Annotated in this window: 22 protein-coding genes; 15 read left to right on the top strand and 7 right to left on the bottom strand. The window is 69.8% G+C overall.

The genetic code is table 11. From position 1 onward, the window contains the following. The first annotated feature begins 7 nt into the window (after positions 1-7). The 5 genes from fdhF to ACN6O8_RS15520 all read left to right on the top strand — a co-directional run bounded on the left by fdhF (position 8) and on the right by ACN6O8_RS15520 (position 7,098). Complete coding sequence (gene fdhF, locus ACN6O8_RS15540) at positions 8-2,884, top strand: formate dehydrogenase subunit alpha (protein WP_427991914.1); 2,877 nt, start codon at positions 8-10, stop codon at positions 2,882-2,884. Between the two features lie 20 nt (positions 2,885-2,904). Further along, positions 2,905-3,735: a formate dehydrogenase accessory sulfurtransferase FdhD gene (gene fdhD / locus ACN6O8_RS15535; protein ID WP_427991913.1), complete on the top strand. Its 831-nt coding sequence runs from the start codon at positions 2,905-2,907 to the stop codon at positions 3,733-3,735. A gap of 18 nt (positions 3,736-3,753) precedes the next feature. Beyond that, positions 3,754-4,011, top strand: a complete 258-nt coding sequence (locus tag ACN6O8_RS15530) for a formate dehydrogenase subunit delta (protein WP_427991912.1) — start codon at positions 3,754-3,756, stop codon at positions 4,009-4,011. Between the two features lie 146 nt (positions 4,012-4,157). Further along, positions 4,158-5,825: an OFA family MFS transporter gene (locus ACN6O8_RS15525; RefSeq protein ID WP_427991911.1), complete on the top strand. Its 1,668-nt coding sequence runs from the start codon at positions 4,158-4,160 to the stop codon at positions 5,823-5,825. A gap of 142 nt (positions 5,826-5,967) precedes the next feature. Further along, positions 5,968-7,098 carry a methyltransferase gene (locus tag ACN6O8_RS15520; protein ID WP_427991910.1) on the top strand — a complete coding sequence of 377 codons (1,131 nt, stop codon included), beginning with the start codon at positions 5,968-5,970 and terminating at the stop codon, positions 7,096-7,098. 55 nt (positions 7,099-7,153) lie between these two features. Here the strand turns inward: ACN6O8_RS15520 and ACN6O8_RS15515 are convergent, their stop codons facing one another. Genes ACN6O8_RS15515 through ACN6O8_RS15505 form a run of 3 tightly spaced genes read right to left on the bottom strand, consistent with a single transcriptional unit; the run spans position 7,154 to position 8,976 of the window. Further along, positions 7,154-7,843, bottom strand: coding sequence for a DUF1345 domain-containing protein (locus tag ACN6O8_RS15515; RefSeq protein ID WP_427991909.1), 690 nt, complete (start codon positions 7,841-7,843; stop codon positions 7,154-7,156). A 33-nt stretch (positions 7,844-7,876) separates the two neighbouring features. Beyond that, entirely contained in the window at positions 7,877-8,401 is a 525-nt protein-coding gene (locus ACN6O8_RS15510; protein WP_427991908.1) for a chromate transporter, read from the bottom strand. Further along, on the bottom strand, positions 8,398-8,976 hold the full coding sequence (locus ACN6O8_RS15505) for a chromate transporter (protein ID WP_427991907.1): 579 nt from the start codon (positions 8,974-8,976) through the stop codon (positions 8,398-8,400). The genes ACN6O8_RS15510 and ACN6O8_RS15505 overlap by 4 nt, the downstream gene beginning before the upstream one ends. Before the next feature lie 125 nt (positions 8,977-9,101). On the opposite strand from ACN6O8_RS15505, the gene ACN6O8_RS15500 reads away from it, so the two are divergent. The 4 genes from ACN6O8_RS15500 to ACN6O8_RS15485 all read left to right on the top strand — a co-directional run bounded on the left by ACN6O8_RS15500 (position 9,102) and on the right by ACN6O8_RS15485 (position 11,869). Further along, the gene (locus ACN6O8_RS15500) at positions 9,102-10,028 is read left to right on the top strand and encodes a LysR substrate-binding domain-containing protein (protein ID WP_427991944.1); all 927 of its coding nucleotides are present in this window, start codon (positions 9,102-9,104) and stop codon (positions 10,026-10,028) included. Between the two features lie 40 nt (positions 10,029-10,068). Next, positions 10,069-10,872, top strand: a complete 804-nt coding sequence (gene murI, locus ACN6O8_RS15495; protein ID WP_427991906.1) for a glutamate racemase — start codon at positions 10,069-10,071, stop codon at positions 10,870-10,872. Between the two features lie 132 nt (positions 10,873-11,004). After that, positions 11,005-11,430, top strand: coding sequence for a universal stress protein (locus ACN6O8_RS15490; protein ID WP_427991905.1), 426 nt, complete (start codon positions 11,005-11,007; stop codon positions 11,428-11,430). 10 nt (positions 11,431-11,440) lie between these two features. Beyond that, positions 11,441-11,869: a universal stress protein gene (locus ACN6O8_RS15485; protein WP_427991904.1), complete on the top strand. Its 429-nt coding sequence runs from the start codon at positions 11,441-11,443 to the stop codon at positions 11,867-11,869. Here the strand turns inward: ACN6O8_RS15485 and ACN6O8_RS15480 are convergent. Genes ACN6O8_RS15480 through ACN6O8_RS15470 form a run of 3 tightly spaced genes read right to left on the bottom strand, consistent with a single transcriptional unit; the run spans position 11,866 to position 14,260 of the window. After that, on the bottom strand, positions 11,866-13,254 hold the full coding sequence (locus ACN6O8_RS15480; RefSeq protein ID WP_427991903.1) for a sensor histidine kinase: 1,389 nt from the start codon (positions 13,252-13,254) through the stop codon (positions 11,866-11,868). The genes ACN6O8_RS15485 and ACN6O8_RS15480 overlap by 4 nt on opposite strands. After that, positions 13,251-13,913 carry a response regulator transcription factor gene (locus tag ACN6O8_RS15475; RefSeq protein ID WP_427991902.1) on the bottom strand — a complete coding sequence of 221 codons (663 nt, stop codon included), beginning with the start codon at positions 13,911-13,913 and terminating at the stop codon, positions 13,251-13,253. Before ACN6O8_RS15475 ends, ACN6O8_RS15480 begins: the two co-directional genes overlap by 4 nt. Continuing rightward, a complete protein-coding gene (locus tag ACN6O8_RS15470; RefSeq protein ID WP_427991901.1) occupies positions 13,913-14,260 on the bottom strand; it encodes a PepSY domain-containing protein in 348 nt (115 codons plus the stop codon). Before ACN6O8_RS15470 ends, ACN6O8_RS15475 begins: the two co-directional genes overlap by 1 nt. Positions 14,261-14,452: 192 nt before the next feature. On the opposite strand from ACN6O8_RS15470, the gene ACN6O8_RS15465 reads away from it, so the two are divergent. From ACN6O8_RS15465 to ACN6O8_RS15440, 6 genes are all read left to right on the top strand, one after another. Then, positions 14,453-14,788, top strand: a complete 336-nt coding sequence (locus tag ACN6O8_RS15465) for a PepSY domain-containing protein (protein WP_427991900.1) — start codon at positions 14,453-14,455, stop codon at positions 14,786-14,788. Between the two features lie 10 nt (positions 14,789-14,798). Beyond that, a complete protein-coding gene (locus ACN6O8_RS15460; RefSeq protein WP_427991899.1) occupies positions 14,799-16,133 on the top strand; it encodes a ferredoxin reductase family protein in 1,335 nt (444 codons plus the stop codon). 269 nt (positions 16,134-16,402) lie between these two features. After that, on the top strand, positions 16,403-16,855 hold the full coding sequence (gene azu / locus ACN6O8_RS15455) for an azurin (protein ID WP_427991898.1): 453 nt from the start codon (positions 16,403-16,405) through the stop codon (positions 16,853-16,855). 87 nt (positions 16,856-16,942) lie between these two features. Further along, positions 16,943-17,647 carry an SDR family oxidoreductase gene (locus ACN6O8_RS15450; RefSeq protein ID WP_427991897.1) on the top strand — a complete coding sequence of 235 codons (705 nt, stop codon included), beginning with the start codon at positions 16,943-16,945 and terminating at the stop codon, positions 17,645-17,647. Between the two features lie 90 nt (positions 17,648-17,737). Beyond that, positions 17,738-19,300: a DUF1800 domain-containing protein gene (locus ACN6O8_RS15445; protein ID WP_427991896.1), complete on the top strand. Its 1,563-nt coding sequence runs from the start codon at positions 17,738-17,740 to the stop codon at positions 19,298-19,300. Continuing rightward, positions 19,297-20,697: a DUF1501 domain-containing protein gene (locus ACN6O8_RS15440; RefSeq protein ID WP_427991895.1), complete on the top strand. Its 1,401-nt coding sequence runs from the start codon at positions 19,297-19,299 to the stop codon at positions 20,695-20,697. Before ACN6O8_RS15445 ends, ACN6O8_RS15440 begins: the two co-directional genes overlap by 4 nt. Here the strand turns inward: ACN6O8_RS15440 and ACN6O8_RS15435 are convergent. Further along, positions 20,654-21,622: a tripartite tricarboxylate transporter substrate binding protein gene (locus ACN6O8_RS15435; RefSeq protein WP_427991894.1), complete on the bottom strand. Its 969-nt coding sequence runs from the start codon at positions 21,620-21,622 to the stop codon at positions 20,654-20,656. The genes ACN6O8_RS15440 and ACN6O8_RS15435 overlap by 44 nt on opposite strands. Between the last annotated feature and the right edge of the window lie 20 nt (positions 21,623-21,642).

The following is a 21,642-nucleotide window of genomic DNA, read 5'->3' as shown; positions in this document are numbered from 1 at the left end:
GACCGCCATGCTAGAAACCGTCATCAAGCGCGACCGCGATCTGGGCACCCCGGCGCGGGTGTCCGAAAAGACCGTCACCCTGACCATCGATGGCCAGGAAATCACCGTGGCCGAAGGCACCTCGCTGATGCGCGCGGCCGCCGAGGCCGGCATCAACATTCCCAAGCTGTGCGCCACCGACAGCCTGGAGCCGTTCGGCTCGTGCCGCCTGTGCCTGGTGCAGATCGAGGGCCGCCGCGGCTATCCCGCCTCGTGCACCACGCCGGCCGAGAACGGCATGGTGGTCTTTACCGAAACGCCCAAGCTGCACGACCTGCGGCGCGGCGTGATGGAGCTGTACATCTCCGACCACCCGCTGGACTGCCTGACCTGCCCGGCCAACGGCGACTGCGAGCTGCAGGACATGGCCGGCGTGGTGGGCCTGCGCAACGTGCGCTACGGCCACGACGGCGCCAACCACCTCAAGAGCGAGAAGGACGAGTCCAACCCGTACTTCACCTATGACGCCTCCAAGTGCATCGTCTGCAACCGCTGCGTACGCGCCTGCGAGGAAACCCAGGGCACCTTCGCGCTGACCATTTCCGGCAAGGGCTTCGAATCGCGCGTGTCGCCGGGACAGGACCAGCCCTTCCTGGAGAGCGAATGCGTGTCCTGCGGCGCCTGCGTGCAGGCCTGTCCGACCGCGACCCTGCAGGAAAAGACCGTCATCATGATGGGCCAGGCCGAGCACTCGGTGGTCACCACCTGCGCCTATTGCGGCGTGGGCTGCGGCTTCAAGGCCGAGATGAAGGGCCAGGAAGTGGTGCGCATGGTGCCGTGGAAGGACGGCCAGGCCAACCGCGGCCACTCCTGCGTCAAGGGCCGCTTCGCCTGGGGCTACGCCACCCACAAGGAACGCGTGCTCAAGCCGATGATCCGCAAGCGCATCACCGATTCCTGGAAGGAAGTGTCGTGGGAAGAGGCGATCGACTATGCCGCCGCGGAATTCCGCCGCATCCAGGGGCAGTACGGCCGCGACGCGGTCGGCGGCATCACCTCGTCGCGCTGCACCAATGAGGAAACCTGGCTGGTGCAGAAGCTGGTGCGCGCCGCCTTCGGCACCAACAACGTCGACACCTGCGCCCGCGTCTGCCATTCACCGACCGGCTATGGCCTGAAGCAGACACTGGGCGAATCCGCCGGCACCCAGACCTTCGATTCGGTGATGCACACCGACGTGGTGATCGTCATGGGCGCCAACCCGTCCAGCGGCCACCCGGTGTTCGCCTCGCGCCTGAAGCGCCGCCTGCGCCAGGGCGCGCGGCTGATCGTGATCGACCCGCGCCGCATCGAACTGGTGAGCTCGCCGCACATCAAGGCCGACTTTCACTTGCAGGTGCGGCCGGGCACCAACACCGCGCTGCTGTCGTCGATGGCGCACGTGATCGCCACCGAAGGCCTGATCGACGAGGCCTTCGTGGCCGAGCGCTGCGAGACCAAGGCCTTCCAGGAATGGCGCGACTTCGTGTCGCTGCCCGAGAATTCGCCCGAAGCCATGGCCGAGATCACCGGCGTGCCGGCGCAGGCCGTGCGCGGCGCGGCGCGGCTGTTCGCCACCGGCGGCAACGGCTCGATCTATTACGGCCTGGGCGTGACCGAGCACAGCCAGGGGTCGACCACCGTCATGGCCATCGCCAACCTGGCCATGGCCACCGGCAACGTCGGCCGCGAAGGCGTGGGCGTGAATCCGCTGCGCGGCCAGAACAACGTGCAGGGCTCATGCGACATGGGCTCGTTCCCGCACGAGCTGCCGGGCTACCGCCACATTTCCGACGACACGGTGCGGGCGCAGTTCGAGCGGGACTGGGGCGTGACGCTGCAACCCGAGCCCGGCCTGCGCATTCCCAACATGTTCGAGGCCGCGCTGGGCGGCACCTTCAAGGGCCTGTACTGCCAGGGCGAGGACATCGTGCAGTCCGACCCCAACACGCAGCACGTGGCGGCCTCGCTGGCGGCGATGGAATGCATCGTGGTGCAGGATCTGTTCCTGAACGAGACCGCCAAGTACGCGCATGTGTTCCTGCCCGGCTCGTCGTTCCTGGAAAAAGACGGCACCTTCACCAACGCCGAGCGCCGCATCTCGCGGGTGCGCAAGGTGATGGAACCCAAGAACGGCAAGTCCGATTGGGAAGTGACCGTGGCGCTGTCCAACGCCCTGGGCTACCCCATGAACTACCGTCATCCGCGCGAGATCATGGAAGAGATCGCGCGCCTGACGCCGACCTTCAGCGGCGTCAGCTACGAGAAGCTGGACAGGCTGGGCAGCCTGCAGTGGCCGTGCAACGACGACGCGCCCGAGGGCACGCCCATCATGCACATCGACAGCTTCGTGCGCGGCAAGGGCAAGTTCATGATCACCAAGTACGTGCCGACCGACGAACGCAGCACGCGCCGCTTCCCGCTGCTCTTGACCACCGGCCGCATCCTGTCGCAGTACAACGTCGGCGCGCAGACCCGCCGCACGCCCAACGTCATGTGGCACAGTGAGGACGTGCTGGAGATCCACCCCCAGGACGCCGAGGATCGTGGCGTGAGGGAAGGCGACTGGGTCGGCATCCAGAGCCGCGCCGGCGAAACGGTGCTGCGCGCGACCCTGACCGACCGGGTGCAGCCGGGCGTGGTATACACCACCTTCCACTTCCCCGAGTCCGGCGCCAACGTCGTCACCACCGACAGTTCCGACTGGGCCACCAACTGCCCCGAGTACAAGGTCACGGCCGTGCAGGTCACGCGCGTGTCCCAGCCGTCGGAATGGCAGCGGCAATGGTCGCGCTTCGCGGACATCCAGCAGAAGCTGCTGCGCGAGCGCTCGCGCGAAAGCGAAGCCGTGACCTCGGGGAAATAACCCCGACAGCCGAGCCCGCCATGGATCACAGCGCCCCGCCCCCTTCCTCTCGCCCCGACCACGTGGCGGCCCAGGTGACCCGCGTGCGGGCCGGCGCCATCGCGCCCGGCGCCGAAGGCGACCGCCTGGCCGAGGAAACGCCGGTGGCGCTGGAATTCAATGGCATCAGCCACGCCACCATGCTGGCCACGCCCGCTGACCTGGAAGACTTCGCCGTCGGCTTTTCGCTGTCCGAAGGCATCATCGACAGCGTGGCCGACGTGCGCGGCATCGACGTGCTGCCGCAGTGCGACGGCATCGTGGTGCAACTGGAGATTTCAAGCGCCTGCGAGGCGCGCCTGAAATCGCGTCGCCGCGCCATGGCCGGGCGCACCGGCTGCGGGCTATGCGGCGTCGAGACGCTGCCCGAGGTGCTGCGGCCGGTGGCGCCGGTGCCGGCCGGCGCGCCGCTGCCGGTGGGCGCGGTGCTGCGGGCGATGCGCGCCATGCGCGCGCGCCAGGCGCTGCACGACCTGACTGGCGCGACCCACGCCGCCGGGTGGGCCGACGCCAGCGGCGCCGTGGCCCTGGTGCGCGAGGACGTGGGCCGCCACAACGCGCTCGACAAACTGGTCGGCGCGCTGGCGCGCCAGGCACTGCCCGCCACCGGCGGCGTGGTGCTGGTGTCCAGCCGCGCCAGTTTCGAGATGGTGCAGAAAACCGCCGCGGCCGGCGTCGGCATCCTGGCGGCGGTGTCTGCGCCGACGGCGCTGGCCGTGCGGCTGGCCGACAGCGCCGGCATCGCGCTGCTGGGTTTCCTGCGCGATGACGACGCCACCCTGTATTCCCACCCCGAACGCATCACCTCCTAGACCGGACGCGACATACGCATGGAAATCGGCAACCTGATCCGCATGGCCAACCGCATCGGCCAATTCTTCGAAGCCATGCCGCTGCGGCCCGAGGCGGTGGAAGGCGTGGCCAACCATATCCACAAGTTCTGGGAACCCCGCATGCGCAACGAGCTGCTGGACTTCCTGGCCCGGCAGCCCGACGGCGATGCCGGCGAGTACCAATTGCATCCGCTGGTGCTGGAGGCGGTGACGCAGAACCGCGAACGCCTGACACCGCTGGCGCGCGTGTCCTGACCGACTGGCGCGTCCGCATAGATCCGCGTGCCCACCACGGCGCGCGGGCGCAGCAAGCTTTACCGCAGCAAAGGGTTCAACAAGAGACGGCGGGACTGGATTTCTCCAGCCAACGCCGCTATAAAGCCGCACCCCGAGGAGACCTCATGGAAAGCACTGCAACACTCGACCTGCCCGGCGCCAAGCCGGGTTTCCTGGACAAGGAACGCACCATCGCCGGACCGGGTTTTTCCCGCTGGCTGGTACCCCCGGCCGCCCTGGCCATCCACCTGTGCATCGGCATGGCCTACGGCTTCTCGGTGTTCTGGCTGCCGTTGTCCAAGGCCGTCGGCGGCACCCAGCCGCTGGCCTGCCCGGCCGACATGAGCCTGATGGCCGAACTGTTCACCACCAGTTGCGACTGGAAGATTTCCACCATGGGGTGGATGTACACGCTGTTCTTCGTGCTGCTGGGCTGTTCGGCGGCGCTGTGGGGCGGCTGGCTGGAACGCGCCGGGCCGCGCAAGGCGGGCGTGGTATCGGCGTTGTGCTGGTGCGGCGGCCTGGTGATCTCGGCGGCCGGCGTCTACCTGCACCAGATGTGGATGCTGTGGCTGGGCTCCGGCGTCATCGGCGGCATCGGACTGGGGCTGGGCTACATCTCGCCGGTCAGCACGCTGATCAAGTGGTTCCCCGACCGCCGCGGCATGGCGACGGGCATGGCCATCATGGGCTTCGGCGGCGGCGCCATGATCGGCGCGCCGCTGGCCGACCTGCTGATGCGCCACTTCGCCACGCCCACCTCGCCGGGCGTGTGGCAGACCTTCCTGACCATGGCGCTGGTGTACTTCGTCTTCATGATGTCGGGCGCGCTCGGCTACCGCGTGCCGCCCACCGGCTGGAAGCCCGAGGGCTGGACCGTGCCCGCCAGACACGCCAACAACGCCATGATCACCCAGGGCCACGTGCACGTGAAGCGGGTCTGGGGTGTGCCGCAGTTCTGGCTGGTGTGGCTGGTGCTGTGTCTGAACGTGACCGCCGGCATCGGCATCCTGGGCATGGCCTCGCCGCTGCTGCAGGAGGTGTTCGGCGGCGGTCTGATCAACAAGCCGGAACTGGGCTACGGCCAGCTCGACAAGAACCAACTGGCGGCCATCGCCGCCATCGCGGCGGGCTTCACCGGCCTGCTCAGCCTGTTCAACATCGGCGGCCGCTTCTTCTGGGCCAGCCTGTCGGACAAGCTCGGCCGCAAGATGACCTACCTGATCTTCTTCGTACTCGGCTTCGTGCTGTACGCGGCGATTCCCTGGACCGCGCACATGGGCGCGCTGGCGCTGTTCGTAGCCGCCTTCTGCGTGATCCTGTCGATGTACGGCGGCGGCTTCGCCACGGTGCCGGCCTACCTGGCGGACCTGTTCGGCACGCAGATGGTGGGCGCGATTCACGGCCGCCTGCTGACGGCCTGGTCGGCAGCAGGCATCTTCGGGCCGGTGCTGGTCAACTACATCCGCGAATACCAACTGTCCATCGGCGTGCCGCGGGCGCAGGTGTATGACATCACCATGTACATCCTGGCCGGCATGCTGGTGCTGGGCTTGCTGTGCAACCTGGCGATCCGGCCGGTGAACCCCAAGTACTTCATGAGCGACGAGGAACTGGCGCGCGAGAAGGCCCTGGCGCACGAACGCGCGGCCGCCGCCGAGACCCATGGCGTGGGCGCCTCGACCTTCCGCACGCCCGCCGCGCTGGTGCTGTTCGCCTGGGCCTGCGTCGGCATTCCGCTGGCCTGGGGCATCTGGATCACGCTGCAGAAGGCCGTGGTGCTGTTTCACTGAAACCGGCCTGGCGGGCGCCGCCCGCCGCCCCCCGGGCGCGAAGCTGCTACATTGGCAGCCCGCGCCCTTTGTTTTTCTTCCCCAGGATTGCCCCCTTCATGCTCGCCCTGCCCTTGATGTCCGCTTTCGCCGGAGCGCCCCGTTGACCCCGCCTGAACTGCACTGGACGGAGGGCGACGGCCCCGACCTGGCCCACCATACCGCCCGCTGGCGCTCGGAGTCCGGCGCCACGCCGCCCAAACGCGTGGTACTGGCCGACGACCGCACCACGGCGGACGTGGCCTATCGGCTGGCTTGCGAAGGCGTGGGCCTGCTGTGGCGCGGCGACTTCCAGAATGCGCGCCAGTTGCTGCAGGCCATGACGCGGCGCGTGGACAAGCGCCCGCGCAAGCCGGTCGAGACCATGCTGGAGGCCTTCAACCAGCATCGCCAGATCCAGTCGCAGCGCGCCCGCATCCTCGGCATGCTGCTGATTCCGTTCGACGCCGGGCATGGCATTTCGCTACGCCGCGCGCCGGATGCGCGGCAGGCCTGCGAAGCCGCCCACGGCCCCGCCGACGAACCGTATGTGGCGTCGCTGCGCGAACTGCTGGGCCTGATCGGCGCCTTCGAATGGCGCAAGAAAGGCGTGGAGATTCCCGCGCTGGACAACCGCATCCACCCGCACTACGGTGTGTTTTCGCCGCTACGCGGCGAGTACATCGACCTGGTGGCGCGCACCCCGATGCCGCGCGGCAGCGTGGCGTTCGACATCGGCACCGGCACGGGCGTGCTGGCGGCGGTGCTGGCGCGCCGCGGCGGCAAGCGCGTCATCGCCACCGACATGGACCCGCGGGCGCTGGCCTGCGCCCGCGACAACCTCGACCGGCTGGGCCTGTCGCGGCAGGTCGAAGTGGTGCAGGCCGACCTGTTCCCCGAAGGCCGGGTCTCGCTGGTGGTGTGCAACCCGCCGTGGCTGCCGGCCCGCCCCAGTTCGCCGGTCGAACACGCGGTCTACGACCCCGACAGCCGCATGCTGCGCGGATTCCTCAACGGACTCGCGGCGCACCTGACGCCCAATGGCGAAGGCTGGCTGATCCTGTCTGATCTGGCCGAGCACCTGGGCTTGCGCACCCGTGAGCAATTGCTGGAAATGATCGCGCAGGCCGGCCTGCGCGTGGTGGAGCGCATCGACACGCGCCCCACGCACGGCCGCGCCACGGACGCCACCGACCCGCTGCACGCGGCGCGTTCGAAGGAAGTGACGTCGCTGTGGCGCCTGGCCGCGGCCTGAGCGCGCGCGGCCCGTCGCCCCCCCTGGCAAAACCCGGCCCCACGGCCGGGCTCTGTCATGCCCGCCCCGCCGCCACGTTGACGCTGATGGCGATGATGAAGACGTTGAAGAAAAACGCGATGACGCTGTGCATCAGCGCCGTGCGCCGCAGCCGGCGGCTGACGATCTGCACGTCCGACACCTGGAAGGTCATGCCCAGCACCAGGGCGAAGTAGGCGAAATCCCAGTAGTCGGGATCTTCCTTGCCCGGGAAATCCAGGCCCTTGTGCATGCCGTTGCGGTGGCTGTAGTAGCCATGCGCGTAATGCAGCGCGAAGATCATGTTCAGGTAGAGCCATGACAGCACGATGCTGACGGCCGCCGCGACCAGGTCGGCCGCGCCCTCGATGCCGCCGGCGGCGCGCAACTCGGTCCAGAGCGCCGCCATCACCAGGCACGACAGCGCCACGCTGCTCCAGAGCACCGCGCTGCGGCCGACGTCGACCTGCTGGGCGCGCACCCGCATCATGGCCGGCGTGGCCTTGCCGAAGGCCGCGGCGGTCAGCAGCAGGAACACCAGCGCCGCCGCGTCGAAGGCCAACAGGCCCGCGCGGCTGGGCGTCAGGCCGGCGCGCCACAGCGTCCCCGCCAGGACGGCGAACAGCAGGCCGCACAACACCAGCCGGCGGTGCGCATGGAAGAATGGCAGCGGCTCGACCGCGGCGGGCATCGATTCGGTTTCCGGATCCTTGACCGGTAGCGTCATGGCGGGCTCCCAGGCGTGGCGCGAGCTTCCACGCTAACCGATCGCGATCAATCCGACCAGCGCCCCGCCGAACAGCAGCCAAAGCGGATGGATGCGGGTGACGCTGCCCAGCAGCGCGACCACGGCGGTGATCGCCCCCAGCAGCCAGGTATGGGCCGATGCTTCGGTGATGAGCGCCGCGCTGGCCGCCACCAGGCCCACCGTCATGGGAAAGATGCCGGCCTGGATCACGCCGCGCCAGGGCCGGTCCTTGAAGCGTTCCCACAGGCCCAGCGCGAGGATGGTGATGAGGGACGACGGCCCGAACTTGGCCAGCGTGGTGACCAGCATGCCGGCCCAGCCGGCCACGTGCCAGCCGACCAGCGTCACCACCATCAGGTTGGGGCCGGGCGCCGCCTGGCCCAGGGCGAACAGCGCGGAGAAGTCGGCGGCGGTCATCCAGCCGTGCACCTGCACGACCTGGCGCTGCATTTCGGGCAGGATGGTGTTGCCGCCGCCGAACGCCAGCACCGACAGTTGCGAAAAGATGATGGCCAGGGCGATCAGGGTCTGCATCATCGGCGTTGCCTCCAGACCAGCAGGATGCTCAGCGGCGTCAGCACCGCCATGGTCGGCAACAGCGGGATGCGCAGCACCGCGATGGCGATGAAACAGGCGGTGGCCACCAGGCCGGCCAGCCAGTCGCGGCGCTTGAGCACCGGCACGCAGATCTTGACCGCCATCGAGATCAGCAGCCCCGCGGCGGCGGCGGCCAGGCCGGCGAACAGGTGCTGGATGTGGGGGTCGTTCTGGAAGCGGTCGTAGACCATGCCCAGCAGCACCACGATGACCGAGGGCGCAAGGATCAATCCCATCAGCGCCGCGAAGGCGCCGCGCGGGCCGCGGAACTTCATGCCCAGGGCCACCGACAGGTTGATGATGTTGCCGCCGGGCAGGAACTGGCACAGTCCCAGCAGATCGGTGAACTCGGCGCCGGACAGCCAGCGGTGCTTTTCGACCACCATGCGGCGCGCCAGCGGCAGCGCGCCGCCGAAGGCGGTCAGGCCGAGCATGAGGAATCCGTGGAACAGTTGCCCGCAGGTGGGCGGCGGCCGCGTCGCGGCGTCGGGGGTGTCAGGTGCTGCTGCGTTCATTGTCGTGTGTCTGCGGGGCGATCCGCCGGGCGCTGGCGCCGGGAGTGAAGGGACAGCTCGCAGCCTACTCCCCGGCCTGGATAATGTCTAATATATGGCTGGTTAAACACTCATATTCCATGCATATGGCATCCGTCGACCTGCGGCTGTTGCGCTATTTCCTGGCGGTGGCCGAAGAATCCCACCTGACCAAGGCCGCCGCCCGGCTGGGCATCCGCCAGCCCCCACTGAGCCAGCAGATCCGCGTGCTGGAACAGGAGCTGGGCGTCACCTTGTTCCACCGCCTGCCGCGCGGCATGGAACTGACCGAAAGCGGCCGCGCCCTGCTGGCCGACGCGCGCAGCATCCTGGCGCTGGTCGATCAGGCGGTCGATGGGGTGCGCCGCGTGTCGCTGGGCGAGGCGGGCCGGCTGACGGTCGGCTTCACCGGTTCGGCCGCGTTCCACCCCTTCGTGCCGTCGGTGATCCGGCGTTTCCGCGAAAGCGCGCCGCAGGTGCGCCTGGTGCTGGAGGAAAGCAGCACCGGCGAACTGATGGAAGACGTGCGCGACGGCCGCGTCGACGTGGCCTTCATTCGCGGCGCGCACGGCGTCGACCGCGGCGTGGCGGTCGAAACGGTGCTGGAGGAAACCATGCTGGCGGCCTTTCCGGCCGACCACCCCATGGTCAGGGGCCGCGCGCGCAAGCGCATCGCCCTGGCGGAACTGGCCGACGAATCGCTGATCCTGTACCGCCGCCACAGCGGACCCGGGCTGTACGACGCCATCATCTCGGCCTGCCGCGCCGCCGGCTTCAGTCCGCGCGTGGCGCAGGAGGCGCCGCGCATGCTGTCGACCCTGAGCCTGGTGGCGGCCGGGCTGGGCGTGTCGCTGGTGCCGGCCTCGCTGCGGCGGGTCAACATCGAAGGCGTGGTGTACGTGAATGTCACCGGCCCGGTGGCCATGCGCGCGCCGCTGACCCTGATCTGGCGCGACGCGCCGCCGACCGGCGCGATCCGCCGCCTGATCGAGGAAGTGCGGGCGCATCGCGCGGCGCAGGAGGCGGCGCGGTAGCGCTACACTGGGCGCCTCTTTTTGTCCCGCCCGCATCCCCATGCCCGCCCCTTTTCCCCTAGGCGTATACGACTCCGGCGTCGGCGGATTGAGCGTGCTGCGCGCCATCCGCGACATCCTGCCGCGCGAACACCTGCTGTACGTGGCCGATTCCGCCCACGTGCCCTATGGCGAGAAGACCCAGGAATACGTGCGGCAACGGGCGCTGGCCGTCGCCGACTACCTGGTGTCGCGCCAGGCCAAGGCCATGGTGGTGGCCTGCAACACCGCCACCGCCGCCGCCATCGCCGCGCTGCGCGCCCGCCATCCGGACCTGGTCATCATCGGCGTGGAGCCGGCCATCAAGCCGGCCGCGCACCTGACGCGCAGCGGCGTGGTGGGCGTCTTCGCCACCACCGGCACGCTGGCCAGCCCCAAGTTCGCCGCCCTGGTGCAACGCGAAGCCCCGGAGATCCGCATCCTGTTCCGCCCCTGTCCTGAATGGGTGTTGCAGGTCGAGCGCGGCGAGATCCACGGCGCGGCCGCCGCCGCCGCCGTGGCCGCGCCGGTGCGCGAACTGCTGGCCGAGGGCGCGGACGCGCTGGTGCTGGGCTGCACCCACTTCCCCTTCCTGCGCGAGGCGATACAAGATGCGGCCGGCTCCGCCGTGCCATTGCTGGAGACCGGCGCGCCGGTGGCGCGCCGGCTGCGGCACCAGTTGCAGGCGCGCGGCCGGCTCGCCGCCGACGGCGCGGGCGCGGTGGAACTGACGACCACCGGCGATGCCGCCGCGCTCGGCCGCATGGCCGCCCTGCTGCTGGGGCTGCCGGGCGTGGCGACGCGGCTGCCGGCCGCCTGGTGCTGAGCGCCCGCAGCGCCTTGCTTGATTCCGCTCAGCCCGGTGTCACCCGCCCGGCGGAATAATTGCGTAAAGTGGGATACCGCGGCGGCGCCATCATGGCGCCGCCGCTAGCCCGCCGACAACAAGGAGACGTCGATGAAACGCATTCTGATCCCGGTGGACGGCTCGCAGCATGCCGTGCACGCCGTGCGCGCCCTGCTCGAGGCGCGCCGCTATGACCCCGTCGAACGCGTGGAGCTGCTGACCGTGCAGGTACCGCTGCCGGCGGGCAAGTTCGGCCGCGGCCTGTCGCAGGCCGATATCGACGCCTATCACCAGGAAGAAGGCGAGGCCGCGCTGCGCGACGCCAGCGCGCTGCTGGCCGGGGCCGGCGTGCCGTACGGCCAGCGCATCGAGACCGGCGCGGTGGCCGAGACCATCGCCCGCGTCGCCGCCGACATCGACGCCGACGAAATCTACATGGGCACGCGCGGCCTGGGTTCGGTGGCCTCGCTGTTCATGGGCTCGGTCGCCACCAAGGTGCTGCACCTGACGGAATTGCCCGTCACCCTGGTCAAGTAAAGGAGCCGCCATGCTGAACATCCTCGTCCCGGTCGACGGTTCCGACAACGCCAACCGCGCCGTGCTGTACGCGCGCCAGTTGGCCGAGGGCGCGCCCGACGCGCGCATCCACCTGCTCAACATCCAGTCTCCGCCCCAGGGGCGCGCCGGCCTGTCGCGGCTGGTCACGCAGGACATGATCGATGAGTACTACGTGCGCGAAGGCCAGGAAGCCGCCGATGAGGCGCGCAAGCTGCTCGATGTCACCGGCACCGACTACACCAGCCATGTCGAATTCGGCAGGCCGGCGATAGAGATCCATGCCTACGCGCGGGAACACCAGTGCGCGCGCATCGTCATGGGCACGCGCGGCCACGGCGCGCTGGCCGGCGTGCTGATCGGCTCGGTCGCCAACCAGGTGGTGCAACTGGCCGACGTGCCGGTGACGCTGGTGCGCTAGGCGGCGCCCCCGCCCGGCAGCGCCGGCAGGGTCAGCGTCACGCGCAGCCCGCCCAGCGGCGACTGCCCGGCGCTGACCTGGCCGCCATACGTGCCGGCCAGGTCGCGCACGATATCCAGCCCCAGCCCGGAGCCCGGACGCTGCTCGTCCATGCGCACGCCGCGCTCGAAGATGCGCTCGCGTTCGTCCTCGGCGATGCCCGGGCCGTCGTCGTCGATCACGATCCGCAGGCGGTCGGAAGCGGCCGCCTGGGCGCTGATCCGCACCCGCCGCACGGCCCATTTGCAGGCATTGTCGAGCAGGTTACCGACCATCTCCTGCAGGTCCTGCTCCTCGCCGCGGAATTCGAGGCCATCGCCGAATTCGCCCATCTCCAGTTCCAGCCCGCGCGCCGCGTACAGGCGCTGCATGACGCGCAACAGGGCCTGTACCGGCGCGCGCAGCGGCGCGCGCCCGCCCGCCGTGCCGGAGGCCGCCGCGGCCCGGGCACGCGCCAGGTGGTAGTCGATCTGGCGCTGCGCCGTGGCCACCTGCTCGCGCACCAGGCGGGCAAAAGCGCCCTCTTCGCGCGCCGCCGCGTTGCCCAGGATGGTCAACGGCGTCTTGACCGCATGCGCCAGGTTGCCGGCCTGAGTACGCGCCCGTTGCACGATATCGGCGTTGACTGCCAGCACCCGGTTGAAATCGTCGACCAAGGGCTGGATCTCGCTGGGAAAGCGGCCCTCGATGCGCACGCTGTTGCGGCCCTGCTGCGCGGCCAGTTGGCGCCGCAGCCGCCCCAGCGGCCGCAGCCCCACCGCCACCTGCACCACCGCCGCCACCACCAGCCCGGCCGCCAGCGCGCCCAGCGACAGCAGCAGCATGTGGTCGAAGCGTTCGATCGGTTCGGCCAGCACCGCGCGGTCTGCCGCCACGATCAGGCGCAGCGTGCCGGTGTCGGCGTCCTCGGGCTTGAGCAGGCGCGTCACGGCGCTCAGACGGTGGTTCTCGGGACCCGCGATGTCATGCAGGCCATCGGCGCGGTCGCCCGCGGGCAGCGCCAGCACCTGATCCCACAGCGAGCGCGAGCGCGCCACGCCGGCGGCCACCACGCGGCCAGCATCGTCGAGGCGGTCGATCTGCCAGTACAGGCCGGACAAGGGCTGTTCCAGGCGCGGATCGCTCAGGGGCGGGGCCACCGTCGGGCGGCCATCGGGCGCCACGCTGACGGCCGCCGTCAACTGGTTAATGTGCAGCGCCAGCTCCGCGCGCAATTGTTCGTTGATGTGCTGGCGGAACAGGCTGCCCAGCCCCCAGCCGGCCAGCACGATGGTGGCCGCGATCCAGGCGAGCGTGCCGGCCAGCAGACGCCAGCGCAGCGACCCCGGCGCGCGCGGCGGGGTCATGACGGACAGGCGAGCCGGTAGCCGAGCCCGCGCACGGTCTCGATGGTGTCGGGCGGCAGCTTCTTGCGCAGGCGGCCGATGAACACGTCGATGGTGTTGGAGTCGCGGTCGTGATCCTGCGCGTAGATGTGCTCGATCAGTTCGCCGCGCGAAACCACTTCGCCGGCGCGCTGCATCAGCACGGCCAACACCTTGAATTCGTGGCTGGTGAGGTTCAGCGGCACGCCCTCGACCGTGGCCCTGGCCAGCCGGGTATCGAGCATCAGCGCACCACAGCGCCATTGCGCGCTGGCATGGTTGCTGTGCCGGCGCAGCAGCGCCCGCACGCGCGCCAGCAGCTCTTCCATGTGGAAGGGCTTGGTGAGGTAGTCGTCGGCCCCCGCGTCGATGCCGGCAACCTTCTCGTGCCAGTTGGCGCGCGCCGTGAGAATCAGCACCGGCATGCCGCGTCCGGCCGCGCGCCACTGCTTGAGCACCGTCAGGCCGTCCATCACCGGCAGGCCCAGGTCCAGCACCACCACGTCGTAGGTCTCGACCTCGCCCATGTAGTGTGCGGTGCCGCCGTCCGCCGCCGTATCGACGGTGTAGCCGGCGTGGCGCAGCGCCTCGGCCAGTTGCGAGGCCAGGGTCGGTTCGTCTTCGACGACAAGTATGCGCATCAGTGTCGGTTCCGGAATTGGATGTCGCGGCCCTTCATGCCCAGCACGGCGCCGTCGCGCGCGTCGATCTTCAGCTTGACCAGGCTGCCGCCGGGCTGCAACAGGCGGATCTCGTACAGGAAGCGGCCGTCGTCCTCCTCGAATTCCACCTTGACCACCTGGCCGGGAAAATCGCGCTCGACGATGTCGAGCACCGATCGCAGCGGCAGCACCTTGCCGGCCTGCAGGGCCTGACGGGCCTGTTCGTGATCGCGCTCGTCGGCCCGGCCGGCGCCCGGCCCGGCGGCCAGCGCCACGGCCAGCACGAAGCCGGTCAGCCAGATTCCGATACGAAAGCGTGCGGTCATGGGGATTCCGTCGGGCGGTCGCGTCCAGGTTAACCCGGCGCACGGGGGAAAAACAGGGGAAAACAAGCGTCTCATTTATAGCGGATCAAACATGAACGACGAGTGAATGGCGGCTTCAGAACGGGTTCATGCGGCCCGCCGAATAATGACGTCATGGCCGATCCCCGGCCTCAACTTTCAGGAGAGAACCGCATGAACCCGATCCGCAAGACCCTGTCCGCCCTGGCCCTGGGAGCCGCCACCGTTGCCGGCGGCGTCGCGCTGGCGCAAACCGCGCCGCAACCCGCCCCGGCCGCCCCGGCGCCTGCCGCGACCGCGCCGGCCCAGGCCGCGCCCGCCGCGCAGATTCTGACCGTGCGCCAGATATATGACACGCTGACCGCCGCGGGCTATCGCAACATCACCGAGATCGAACTGGAGCACCACCGCGCCTATGACGTCAAGGCCGACGACCCCCAAGGCCAGCGCGTGAAGCTGCGCGTGGACGCGCAGACCGGCGCGGTGCTGCGCAGCCGTATCAAGGATTGAGGCCGATGCCATGAAAACCCGTTCCGCCCTGGGCCTCTTCCTGCTCGCGCTGACCGGCGCCTGGGCCGTTGACGCCTTCCTGCTGCAACCGGCGGCCACCGCCGCCTGGCCCTGGGTGCTGCGCCAGCAGGCGCTGTACCTGACGGGCGTCTGGTCGATCGGCCTGATGTCCCTGATCATGTTGCTGGCGCTGCGCCCGGCCTGGCTGGAAGGGCCGCTGGGCGGCATGGACAAGATCTACCGGCTGCACAAATGGGCCGGTATCCTGGCCATCGGCGCCGGCGCCGCGCACTGGCTGATCAAGCTGGCCAGCACGCCGTTGAAGGCGCTGGTCGGCACCGAGGGCCGCCCCGCGCGCGACGCGGTGCTGGCCATGCTGGCGGACTCGCGCGGCCTGGCCAAGGATCTCGGCGAATGGACAATCTACGCCTTGCTGGCGGTGCTGGCGATCACGCTGTGGCGACGCTTTCCGTACCATGCCTGGCGCATCGTCCATCGCGCCATGCCGCTGGCCTACCTGGTGCTGGTGTTCCACACCCTGGCGTTGGCGCCAGCCTATTACTGGACCGGCCCGACCGGCGCGCTGCTGCTGCCGCTGATGGCCGGCGGCGCCTGGGCCGCGCTGCTGGCGCTGGCCGGCCGCATCGGCCGCGGCCGGCGCGTCGCGGGCCGGGTGACGGGCCTGGTGCAGCGGCCCGGCGACATTCTGGAGGTGACTTGTGAACTCGGCCCGCGCTGGCCGGGCCACGCCGCCGGCCAGTTCGCCTTCGTCACCTTTGACCGGCGCGAAGGCGCGCACCCTTTCACCATTGCCAGCGCGCCGCACCCCGGCCGCCACGATGTCACGTTCCAGATCAAGGCGCTGGGCGACTACACCCGGCGCCTGGCCGCCACGCTGCGCGAAGGCGCGCCGGTCACGATCGAAGGGCCCTACGGCCGCTTCGAACGTCCCGCCGATGCCGCCGCCGGTCCGCAGGTGTGGGTCGCGGGCGGCATCGGCGTCACGCCGTTCCTGGCCTGGCTGGAAGCCGCGCGCGGCCAGCCCGGCGGCCAGCCCCCCGTGTGGCTGCATTATTGCGTACGCGACGCCGCCACCGACCCGTTCGTCGAGGTGCTGCGGCAACGCTGCGAGCGGTTGGACAACGTCACGCTGCGCGTGCACAGCGCGGCGGCGGGCCAGCGGCTGGATGCCGCCGCCCTGGCGCAGGGCGAAGTGGCCGCCGGCCGGGTCGCCGATGTCTGGTTCTGCGGTCCGGCAGGCCTGGCGGCCGCGCTGCGCAAGGGCCTGCAACGCCTGGGCCGCGGTGGCGTCCACTGGCACCAGGAGGCATTCGAGATGCGCTAGGCGGTGGCAAGCGCGGCATGTTCGTCGGCCAGCATGGGGCCTGGAACCGCGCTCCGCGCAGCGGTTACCAGCTCATCGCCGTGCCGTTCACCGACACGCGCGCGGACGGCCCGGCGCAATTCACTGGTGCCGGCTTGCGTTGCGTCAAACCGCTTGCGAGCGCGCTTGCGCCACGCGCAGTAGACTGGGACGACAATACCGCAACAGCCGCGCGGCTCCGTCCGGCGGAGCGCGCGGTGCCCCTTCCCTCGATCCCTGGAGACATGAACATGCTGTTGAAGAATCTCTGCGCCGCGACCGTCCTGGCCCTGGCCTCGGCCCCCGTGCTGGCCGCCGAATGCTCGGTCGACATCGCCGGCAACGACCAGATGCAGTTCGACAAGAAGGAAATCACGGTCAGCAAGAGCTGCAAGCAATTCACCGTCAACCTCAAGCACCCCGGCAAGCTGGCCAAGAACGTCATGGGCCACAACTGGGTGCTGACCAAGCAGGCCGACATGCAGGGCGCCGTCAACGACGGCATGGCCGCCGGCCTGGACAACAACTACGTGAAGAAGGACGATGCCCGCGTCATCGCCCACACCAAGGTGATCGGCGGCGGCGAAAGCGATTCCGTCACGTTCGATGTCAGCAAGTTGGCCGCCGGCCAGGACTACGCCTACTTCTGCTCGTTCCCCGGCCACTTCGCGCTGATGAAGGGCGTGCTCAAGCTGGTCGACTGACCGGCCCTGCCGGCCTCGCGGGATCCGCGCGAGGCCGCCGCGTCGCCCCTACAATGGCCGTTTGCCAACACGCTTGGGGAACGACGCATGAGCACGGATAAAGTAGCCATCATCACCGCCGGTGGCAGCGGCATGGGCGCGGCGGCGGCGCGCAAACTGGCGGCCGACGGCTTTCGCGTGGCCATCCTGTCCTCGTCCGGCAAGGGCGAGGCGCTGGCCGCGGAACTGGGCGGGCTGGGCGTGACCGGTTCGAACCGCTCGCCCGACGACCTGGCGCGGCTGGTGGACGCAACCCTGCAAAAGTGGGGCCGCGTCGACGCCGTGGTCAACAGCGCCGGCCACGGGCCCAAGGGCCCGCTGCTGGAAATCAGCGACGACGACTGGCACCTGGGCATGGAGTTCTACCTGCTCAACGTGGTGCGCATCGCGCGCCTGGTGGCGCCGGTGATGAAGCGCCAGCAAGCGGGCGCCATCGTCAACATCTCGACCTACGCCACCTTCGAACCGGAAGCGCTGTTCCCGACTTCGGGCGTGTTCCGCGCCGGGCTGGCCGCGTTCACCAAAGTGTTCGCGGACGAATACGCCGCGCACAACGTGCGCATGAACAACGTGCTGCCCGGCTTCATCGACAGCCTGCCGGAAAAAGAAGCGCGGCGCGCGCGCATCCCGATGGGGCGCTACGGCACCGCCGCGGAAGTGGCCGACCTGATCGCCTTCCTGGCGTCAGACGCCGCTTCTTACATCACCGGGCAGAACATCCGCATCGACGGCGGCATCACCCGTTCGGTGTAATACCAAGGTTGTAAGCCGAATGACGGTCTTGAAGCGCCCCCGGGCGCTTCGGTACCGTAGGAGCTCGCATTCGAGCCCGAGGCTGCCTGCATGTCCGCGTCGCCGTCCGAAGCGGCGCCGGCCGCTTCCCTTTCTGTTGCGCCTCCCACGCCCGGCCAGGCTTCGCGCTTCCTGGCGCAGGCCACGTTCGGCCCGACGCCAGCGCAGATCGACGCCGTGGTGCGCGACGGCTACGCCGCCTGGCTCGACGCGCAACTGGCGCTGCCGCCGTCGCAGAGCCATTTCGACTGGCTGCTGCAACAAGGCAAGAACACCGAGGCCTATAAAGGCAACGGCATCAACGCGCCGCTCGAATCGACGCTGTGGCGCAAGCTCATCAGTGCCGAAGACCAGGTGCGCACCCGGGTGGCGTTCGCGCTGTCGGAGATCTTCGTGGTCGGCGTCGCCTCCATCACCGCCAACTGGCCACTATTCGGCGCCGCCGGCTTCATGGACTTGCTGGCCGAGCACGCCCTGGGCGATTACCGGGCGCTGCTGACCGCCGTCACGCGCAACCTGTCGATGGGCTGCATGCTGACCTATCGCGGCAACCGCAAGGAAGACCCGCGCACCGGCCGCCATCCCGACGAGAACTACGCGCGCGAAGTGATGCAGTTGTTCAGCATCGGCCTGGTCGAACTGAACCGCGATGGCACGCCGCGGCTGGTCAATGGCGCGCCCGTGGAAACCTACGGCAACGCCGACGTGCAGGGGCTGGCCAAGGTTTTCACCGGCTGGGATCTGGACGGGCCGGAGACCGACGTGCAGTTCCACCGCCGCCCGATGGTGCTGAACCCGGCGCTGCACGCACTGGCCGAAAAGCGCTTCCTGGGCGCGGTGATCCCCCCCGGCACCGACGGCCACCAATCGCTGCGGCGCGCGATGGAAGTCATCAGCGCCCATCCCAATGTCGGCCCCTTCATCGGCACGCAGTTGATCCAGCGGCTGGTCACCAGCAATCCCAGCCCGGCGTATGTCGGGCGGGTGGCGGCCGTGTTCGACGACGACGGCCACGGCGCGCGCGGCAACCTCAAGGCGGTGGTGCGCGCCATCCTGCTGGACGACGAGGCGCGCCATCCCGACCTGTCGGCGCCCGGCTGGGGCAAGGTGCGCGAGCCGATTCTGCGTTTCTCGGGCTGGGCGCGCGCTTTCGGCGCCACCTCCATCAACGGCGCCTGGGCCATGCCCGATACCACCGACAACACCATCCGGCTGGCGCAGAGCCCGATGCGTTCGGCCAGCGTGTTCAATTTCTTCCGGCCGCGCTACACGCCCCCGGTCACCGAACTGGCGCGGCGCGGCCTGGTGGCGCCGGAGCTGCAGATCACCGATGAGACCAGCATCGCCGGCTACCTGAACTTCCTGGCCATCTACGTCGACCGCGGCTGGGAGGACCTGCAGACCCCTTACACCGCCGAAATCGCCCTGGCCGACGACGCCGACGCGCTGGTGGCACGGGTGGTGCTGCTGCTGGCGGGCGACGCCTTCAGCGCGACAACGGCGCGCGCGATCGCGCAGGCGGTCGACACGCTGCCGCGCTCGCGGCCGCACGACCGCGCGCGCGCCGCCATCACGCTGGTGGCGGCCAGCCCCGAATACCTGGTGCAGAAATGAACGCCGACCGCCGCGAATTCCTGCTGCGCGCCTGCGCCCTGGGCGCCACCCACGCGGCCGCGCCGCTGGCGTTGAACCTGGCGGCGCTGGGCGCGGCGGCGGCGCAGTCGGCGGCCGATGGCGACTACAAGGCGCTGGTGTGCGTGTTCCTGTATGGCGGCAACGACCCGTTCAATACCCTGGTGCCGTTCGACGCCCCCGCCTATCGCGCCTACGCGGCGGCACGCAGCGACATCGCGTTGCCGCGCGACGCATTGCGCGCGACGGTGTTGCGCGGCAAGACGCCGGCCGCCGAGGGCGCGCAGTTCGCGCTGGCGCCCGCGCTGGCTCCGCTGGCGCCCCGGTTCGAGCGCGGCGAGATGGCAGTGGTGCTCAATGTCGGCCCGCTGGTGGTGCCCACCCGCAAGGCCGACTACCTCGGCGCGCGCGTGCCGCTGCCGCCCAAGCTGTTCTCGCACAATGACCAGCAGTCGTACTGGCAGGCGCTGGCGCCGGAAGGCGCCTCTTCCGGCTGGGCCGGGCGCCTGACGGATCTGTACGCCGGCATCAACGCGCAACGCAGTTTCACCGGCATCACCGCCGGAGGCAGCACCGTGCTGCTGGCGGGCCGCCACGTGGCGGGCTACCGGGTGGGCGTGAACGGCTCGACGCGCATCGAGTTGCTGACGCGCGACATGTATGGTTCCAGCGCCTGCACCGCGTTGTTGCGCCAGTTGATCACGCAACCGCGCGAGCACTTGATGGAACGCGAGCTGTCACGCATCGCCGCCCAATCGATCGATGCCGATGCGCGCCTGCGGGCGGCGCTGGCGGACGTGGCGGTGCCGGGCGACTTCGCCTCGCCGCTGGCGCGGCAGCTCAAGATCGTGGCGCGCATCATCGCCGCGCGCCAGGCGCTGGGCGCGCGGCGCCAAGTGTTCTTCGTGTCGCAAAACGGCTATGACAACCACACCGGCCTGAACGACACCCATCCCGCCCTGCTCAAGGAACTGGGTCAGGCGCTGGCCGCTTTCCAGGATGCGCTGACGGGCCTGGGCGTGGCGCGCCAGGTCACCACCTTCACCGCCTCGGAATTCGGCCGCACGCTGGGATCGAACGGCAACGGTTCCGACCATGGCTGGGGCGCGCACCATCTGGTGCTGGGCGGCGCCGTCAACGGCGGCCGCTACCATGGCGTGCATCCCGAGATCGCGCCCGATGGCCCCGGGTTCGTCGACAACGGCCGGCTGCTGCCGACCTTGGCGGTGGAGCAGTTGGGCGCGGCGCTGGGCGGCTGGTTCGGCGCCAGCGCCGACGACCTGCGGCTGGTGTTTCCGAACCTGCGCCACTTCGACGCCGCGCCGTTGGCGCTGTTCACAGCGCCGCGTGAATCGTCGACGCCAGCCGCTTCCACTTGACCGCTTCCTCGCGCACGAACGCCGCCAGTTCGGCCGGCGTGCTGGTGCGCACTTCGGCGCCCTGGTCATCGATCTTGGCGGCCACGGCCGGGTCGTTCAGCGCGCCGTTGAGCGCCGCGTTCAGCTTGGCCACAACCTGCGGATCGGCGTTGGCCGGGGCGAACACGGCATACCATTGCGCCACATCGACACCCTGCACGCCCAGCTCCGCCAGCGTCGGCATGTCCGGCAGCACCTTGGCGCGGCGCGTGCCGGCCACGCCCAACGCCCGGATCTTGCCGGACTTCAGGTGCGGATAGGCGCTGAACAGGCTGGGAAACATGACCTGCGTGACGCCGGCCAGCGTGTCCGTCATGGCGGGCGCCGAGCCTTTGTAGGGGATCTCCAGCATGGCCGCCCCGGTGGCGCGGTTGAACAGTTCGCCGGCCACCGCCGGCGCCGTGCCCGGACCGGCCGAGGCGTAGCTCAGGCCGTCGGGATGGGCCTGGCCGTACTTCAGCAAGCCCGCCACGTCTTGCACGCCGATGCTGCTGGACACCACCATGAGCGTGGGCGAGTCGGCCACCATGCCGATGGCGGTGAAGTCGCGCACCGGGTCGTAGTTGAGCTTCTGCAGCGCCGGGTTGATGCCGTGCGTGCCGATGTAGCCCAGCATCAGCGTGTAGCCGTCGGCCGGCTGGCGCGCCACGTAGTCGGCCGCGATGGCGCCCTGCGCGCCGGGCTTGTTGACCACGATGAGGGTCTGGCCCAGCAATTCGCCCATCTTCTGTCCGATCACGCGGGCCAGCGTGTCGTTGCCGCCGCCGGCGGCGGTGGGCACCACCATGGTGATCGGGCGTTCGGGGAATTCGGCGTGGGCGGCCTGGCCACCCAGGGCCAGCCAAAGAGCGGCGGCGCACAGCGCGCCACGAGAGGAAAAAGCCATGTCCTGTCTCCTGAAGTTGT

It is taken from the genome of Achromobacter sp., from assembly GCF_050285565.1.
In the GTDB taxonomy this organism is placed as follows: domain Bacteria; phylum Pseudomonadota; class Gammaproteobacteria; order Burkholderiales; family Burkholderiaceae_B; genus Achromobacter.
Note: the sequence above shows the minus strand (reverse complement) of the source record. Positions and strands in the feature narration are given on the sequence as shown.

Coding starts and splice junctions, on each gene's coding strand:
- ACN6O8_RS15485 (WP_427991904.1), top strand. CDS start 11,441: ATGCTGAACATCCTCGTCCCGGTCGACGGTTCCGACAACGCCAACCGC.
- murI (WP_427991906.1), top strand. CDS start 10,069: ATGCCCGCCCCTTTTCCCCTAGGCGTATACGACTCCGGCGTCGGCGGA.
- azu (WP_427991898.1), top strand. CDS start 16,403: ATGCTGTTGAAGAATCTCTGCGCCGCGACCGTCCTGGCCCTGGCCTCG.
- ACN6O8_RS15515 (WP_427991909.1), bottom strand. CDS start 7,843: ATGACGCTACCGGTCAAGGATCCGGAAACCGAATCGATGCCCGCCGCG.
- ACN6O8_RS15435 (WP_427991894.1), bottom strand. CDS start 21,622: ATGGCTTTTTCCTCTCGTGGCGCGCTGTGCGCCGCCGCTCTTTGGCTG.
- ACN6O8_RS15525 (WP_427991911.1), top strand. CDS start 4,158: ATGGAAAGCACTGCAACACTCGACCTGCCCGGCGCCAAGCCGGGTTTC.
- ACN6O8_RS15500 (WP_427991944.1), top strand. CDS start 9,102: ATGGCATCCGTCGACCTGCGGCTGTTGCGCTATTTCCTGGCGGTGGCC.
- ACN6O8_RS15470 (WP_427991901.1), bottom strand. CDS start 14,260: ATGACCGCACGCTTTCGTATCGGAATCTGGCTGACCGGCTTCGTGCTG.
- ACN6O8_RS15445 (WP_427991896.1), top strand. CDS start 17,738: ATGTCCGCGTCGCCGTCCGAAGCGGCGCCGGCCGCTTCCCTTTCTGTT.
- ACN6O8_RS15480 (WP_427991903.1), bottom strand. CDS start 13,254: ATGACCCCGCCGCGCGCGCCGGGGTCGCTGCGCTGGCGTCTGCTGGCC.
- fdhF (WP_427991914.1), top strand. CDS start 8: ATGCTAGAAACCGTCATCAAGCGCGACCGCGATCTGGGCACCCCGGCG.
- ACN6O8_RS15440 (WP_427991895.1), top strand. CDS start 19,297: ATGAACGCCGACCGCCGCGAATTCCTGCTGCGCGCCTGCGCCCTGGGC.
- ACN6O8_RS15510 (WP_427991908.1), bottom strand. CDS start 8,401: ATGATGCAGACCCTGATCGCCCTGGCCATCATCTTTTCGCAACTGTCG.
- ACN6O8_RS15490 (WP_427991905.1), top strand. CDS start 11,005: ATGAAACGCATTCTGATCCCGGTGGACGGCTCGCAGCATGCCGTGCAC.
- fdhD (WP_427991913.1), top strand. CDS start 2,905: ATGGATCACAGCGCCCCGCCCCCTTCCTCTCGCCCCGACCACGTGGCG.
- ACN6O8_RS15505 (WP_427991907.1), bottom strand. CDS start 8,976: ATGAACGCAGCAGCACCTGACACCCCCGACGCCGCGACGCGGCCGCCG.
- ACN6O8_RS15460 (WP_427991899.1), top strand. CDS start 14,799: ATGAAAACCCGTTCCGCCCTGGGCCTCTTCCTGCTCGCGCTGACCGGC.
- ACN6O8_RS15475 (WP_427991902.1), bottom strand. CDS start 13,913: ATGCGCATACTTGTCGTCGAAGACGAACCGACCCTGGCCTCGCAACTG.
- ACN6O8_RS15530 (WP_427991912.1), top strand. CDS start 3,754: ATGGAAATCGGCAACCTGATCCGCATGGCCAACCGCATCGGCCAATTC.
- ACN6O8_RS15450 (WP_427991897.1), top strand. CDS start 16,943: ATGAGCACGGATAAAGTAGCCATCATCACCGCCGGTGGCAGCGGCATG.
- ACN6O8_RS15465 (WP_427991900.1), top strand. CDS start 14,453: ATGAACCCGATCCGCAAGACCCTGTCCGCCCTGGCCCTGGGAGCCGCC.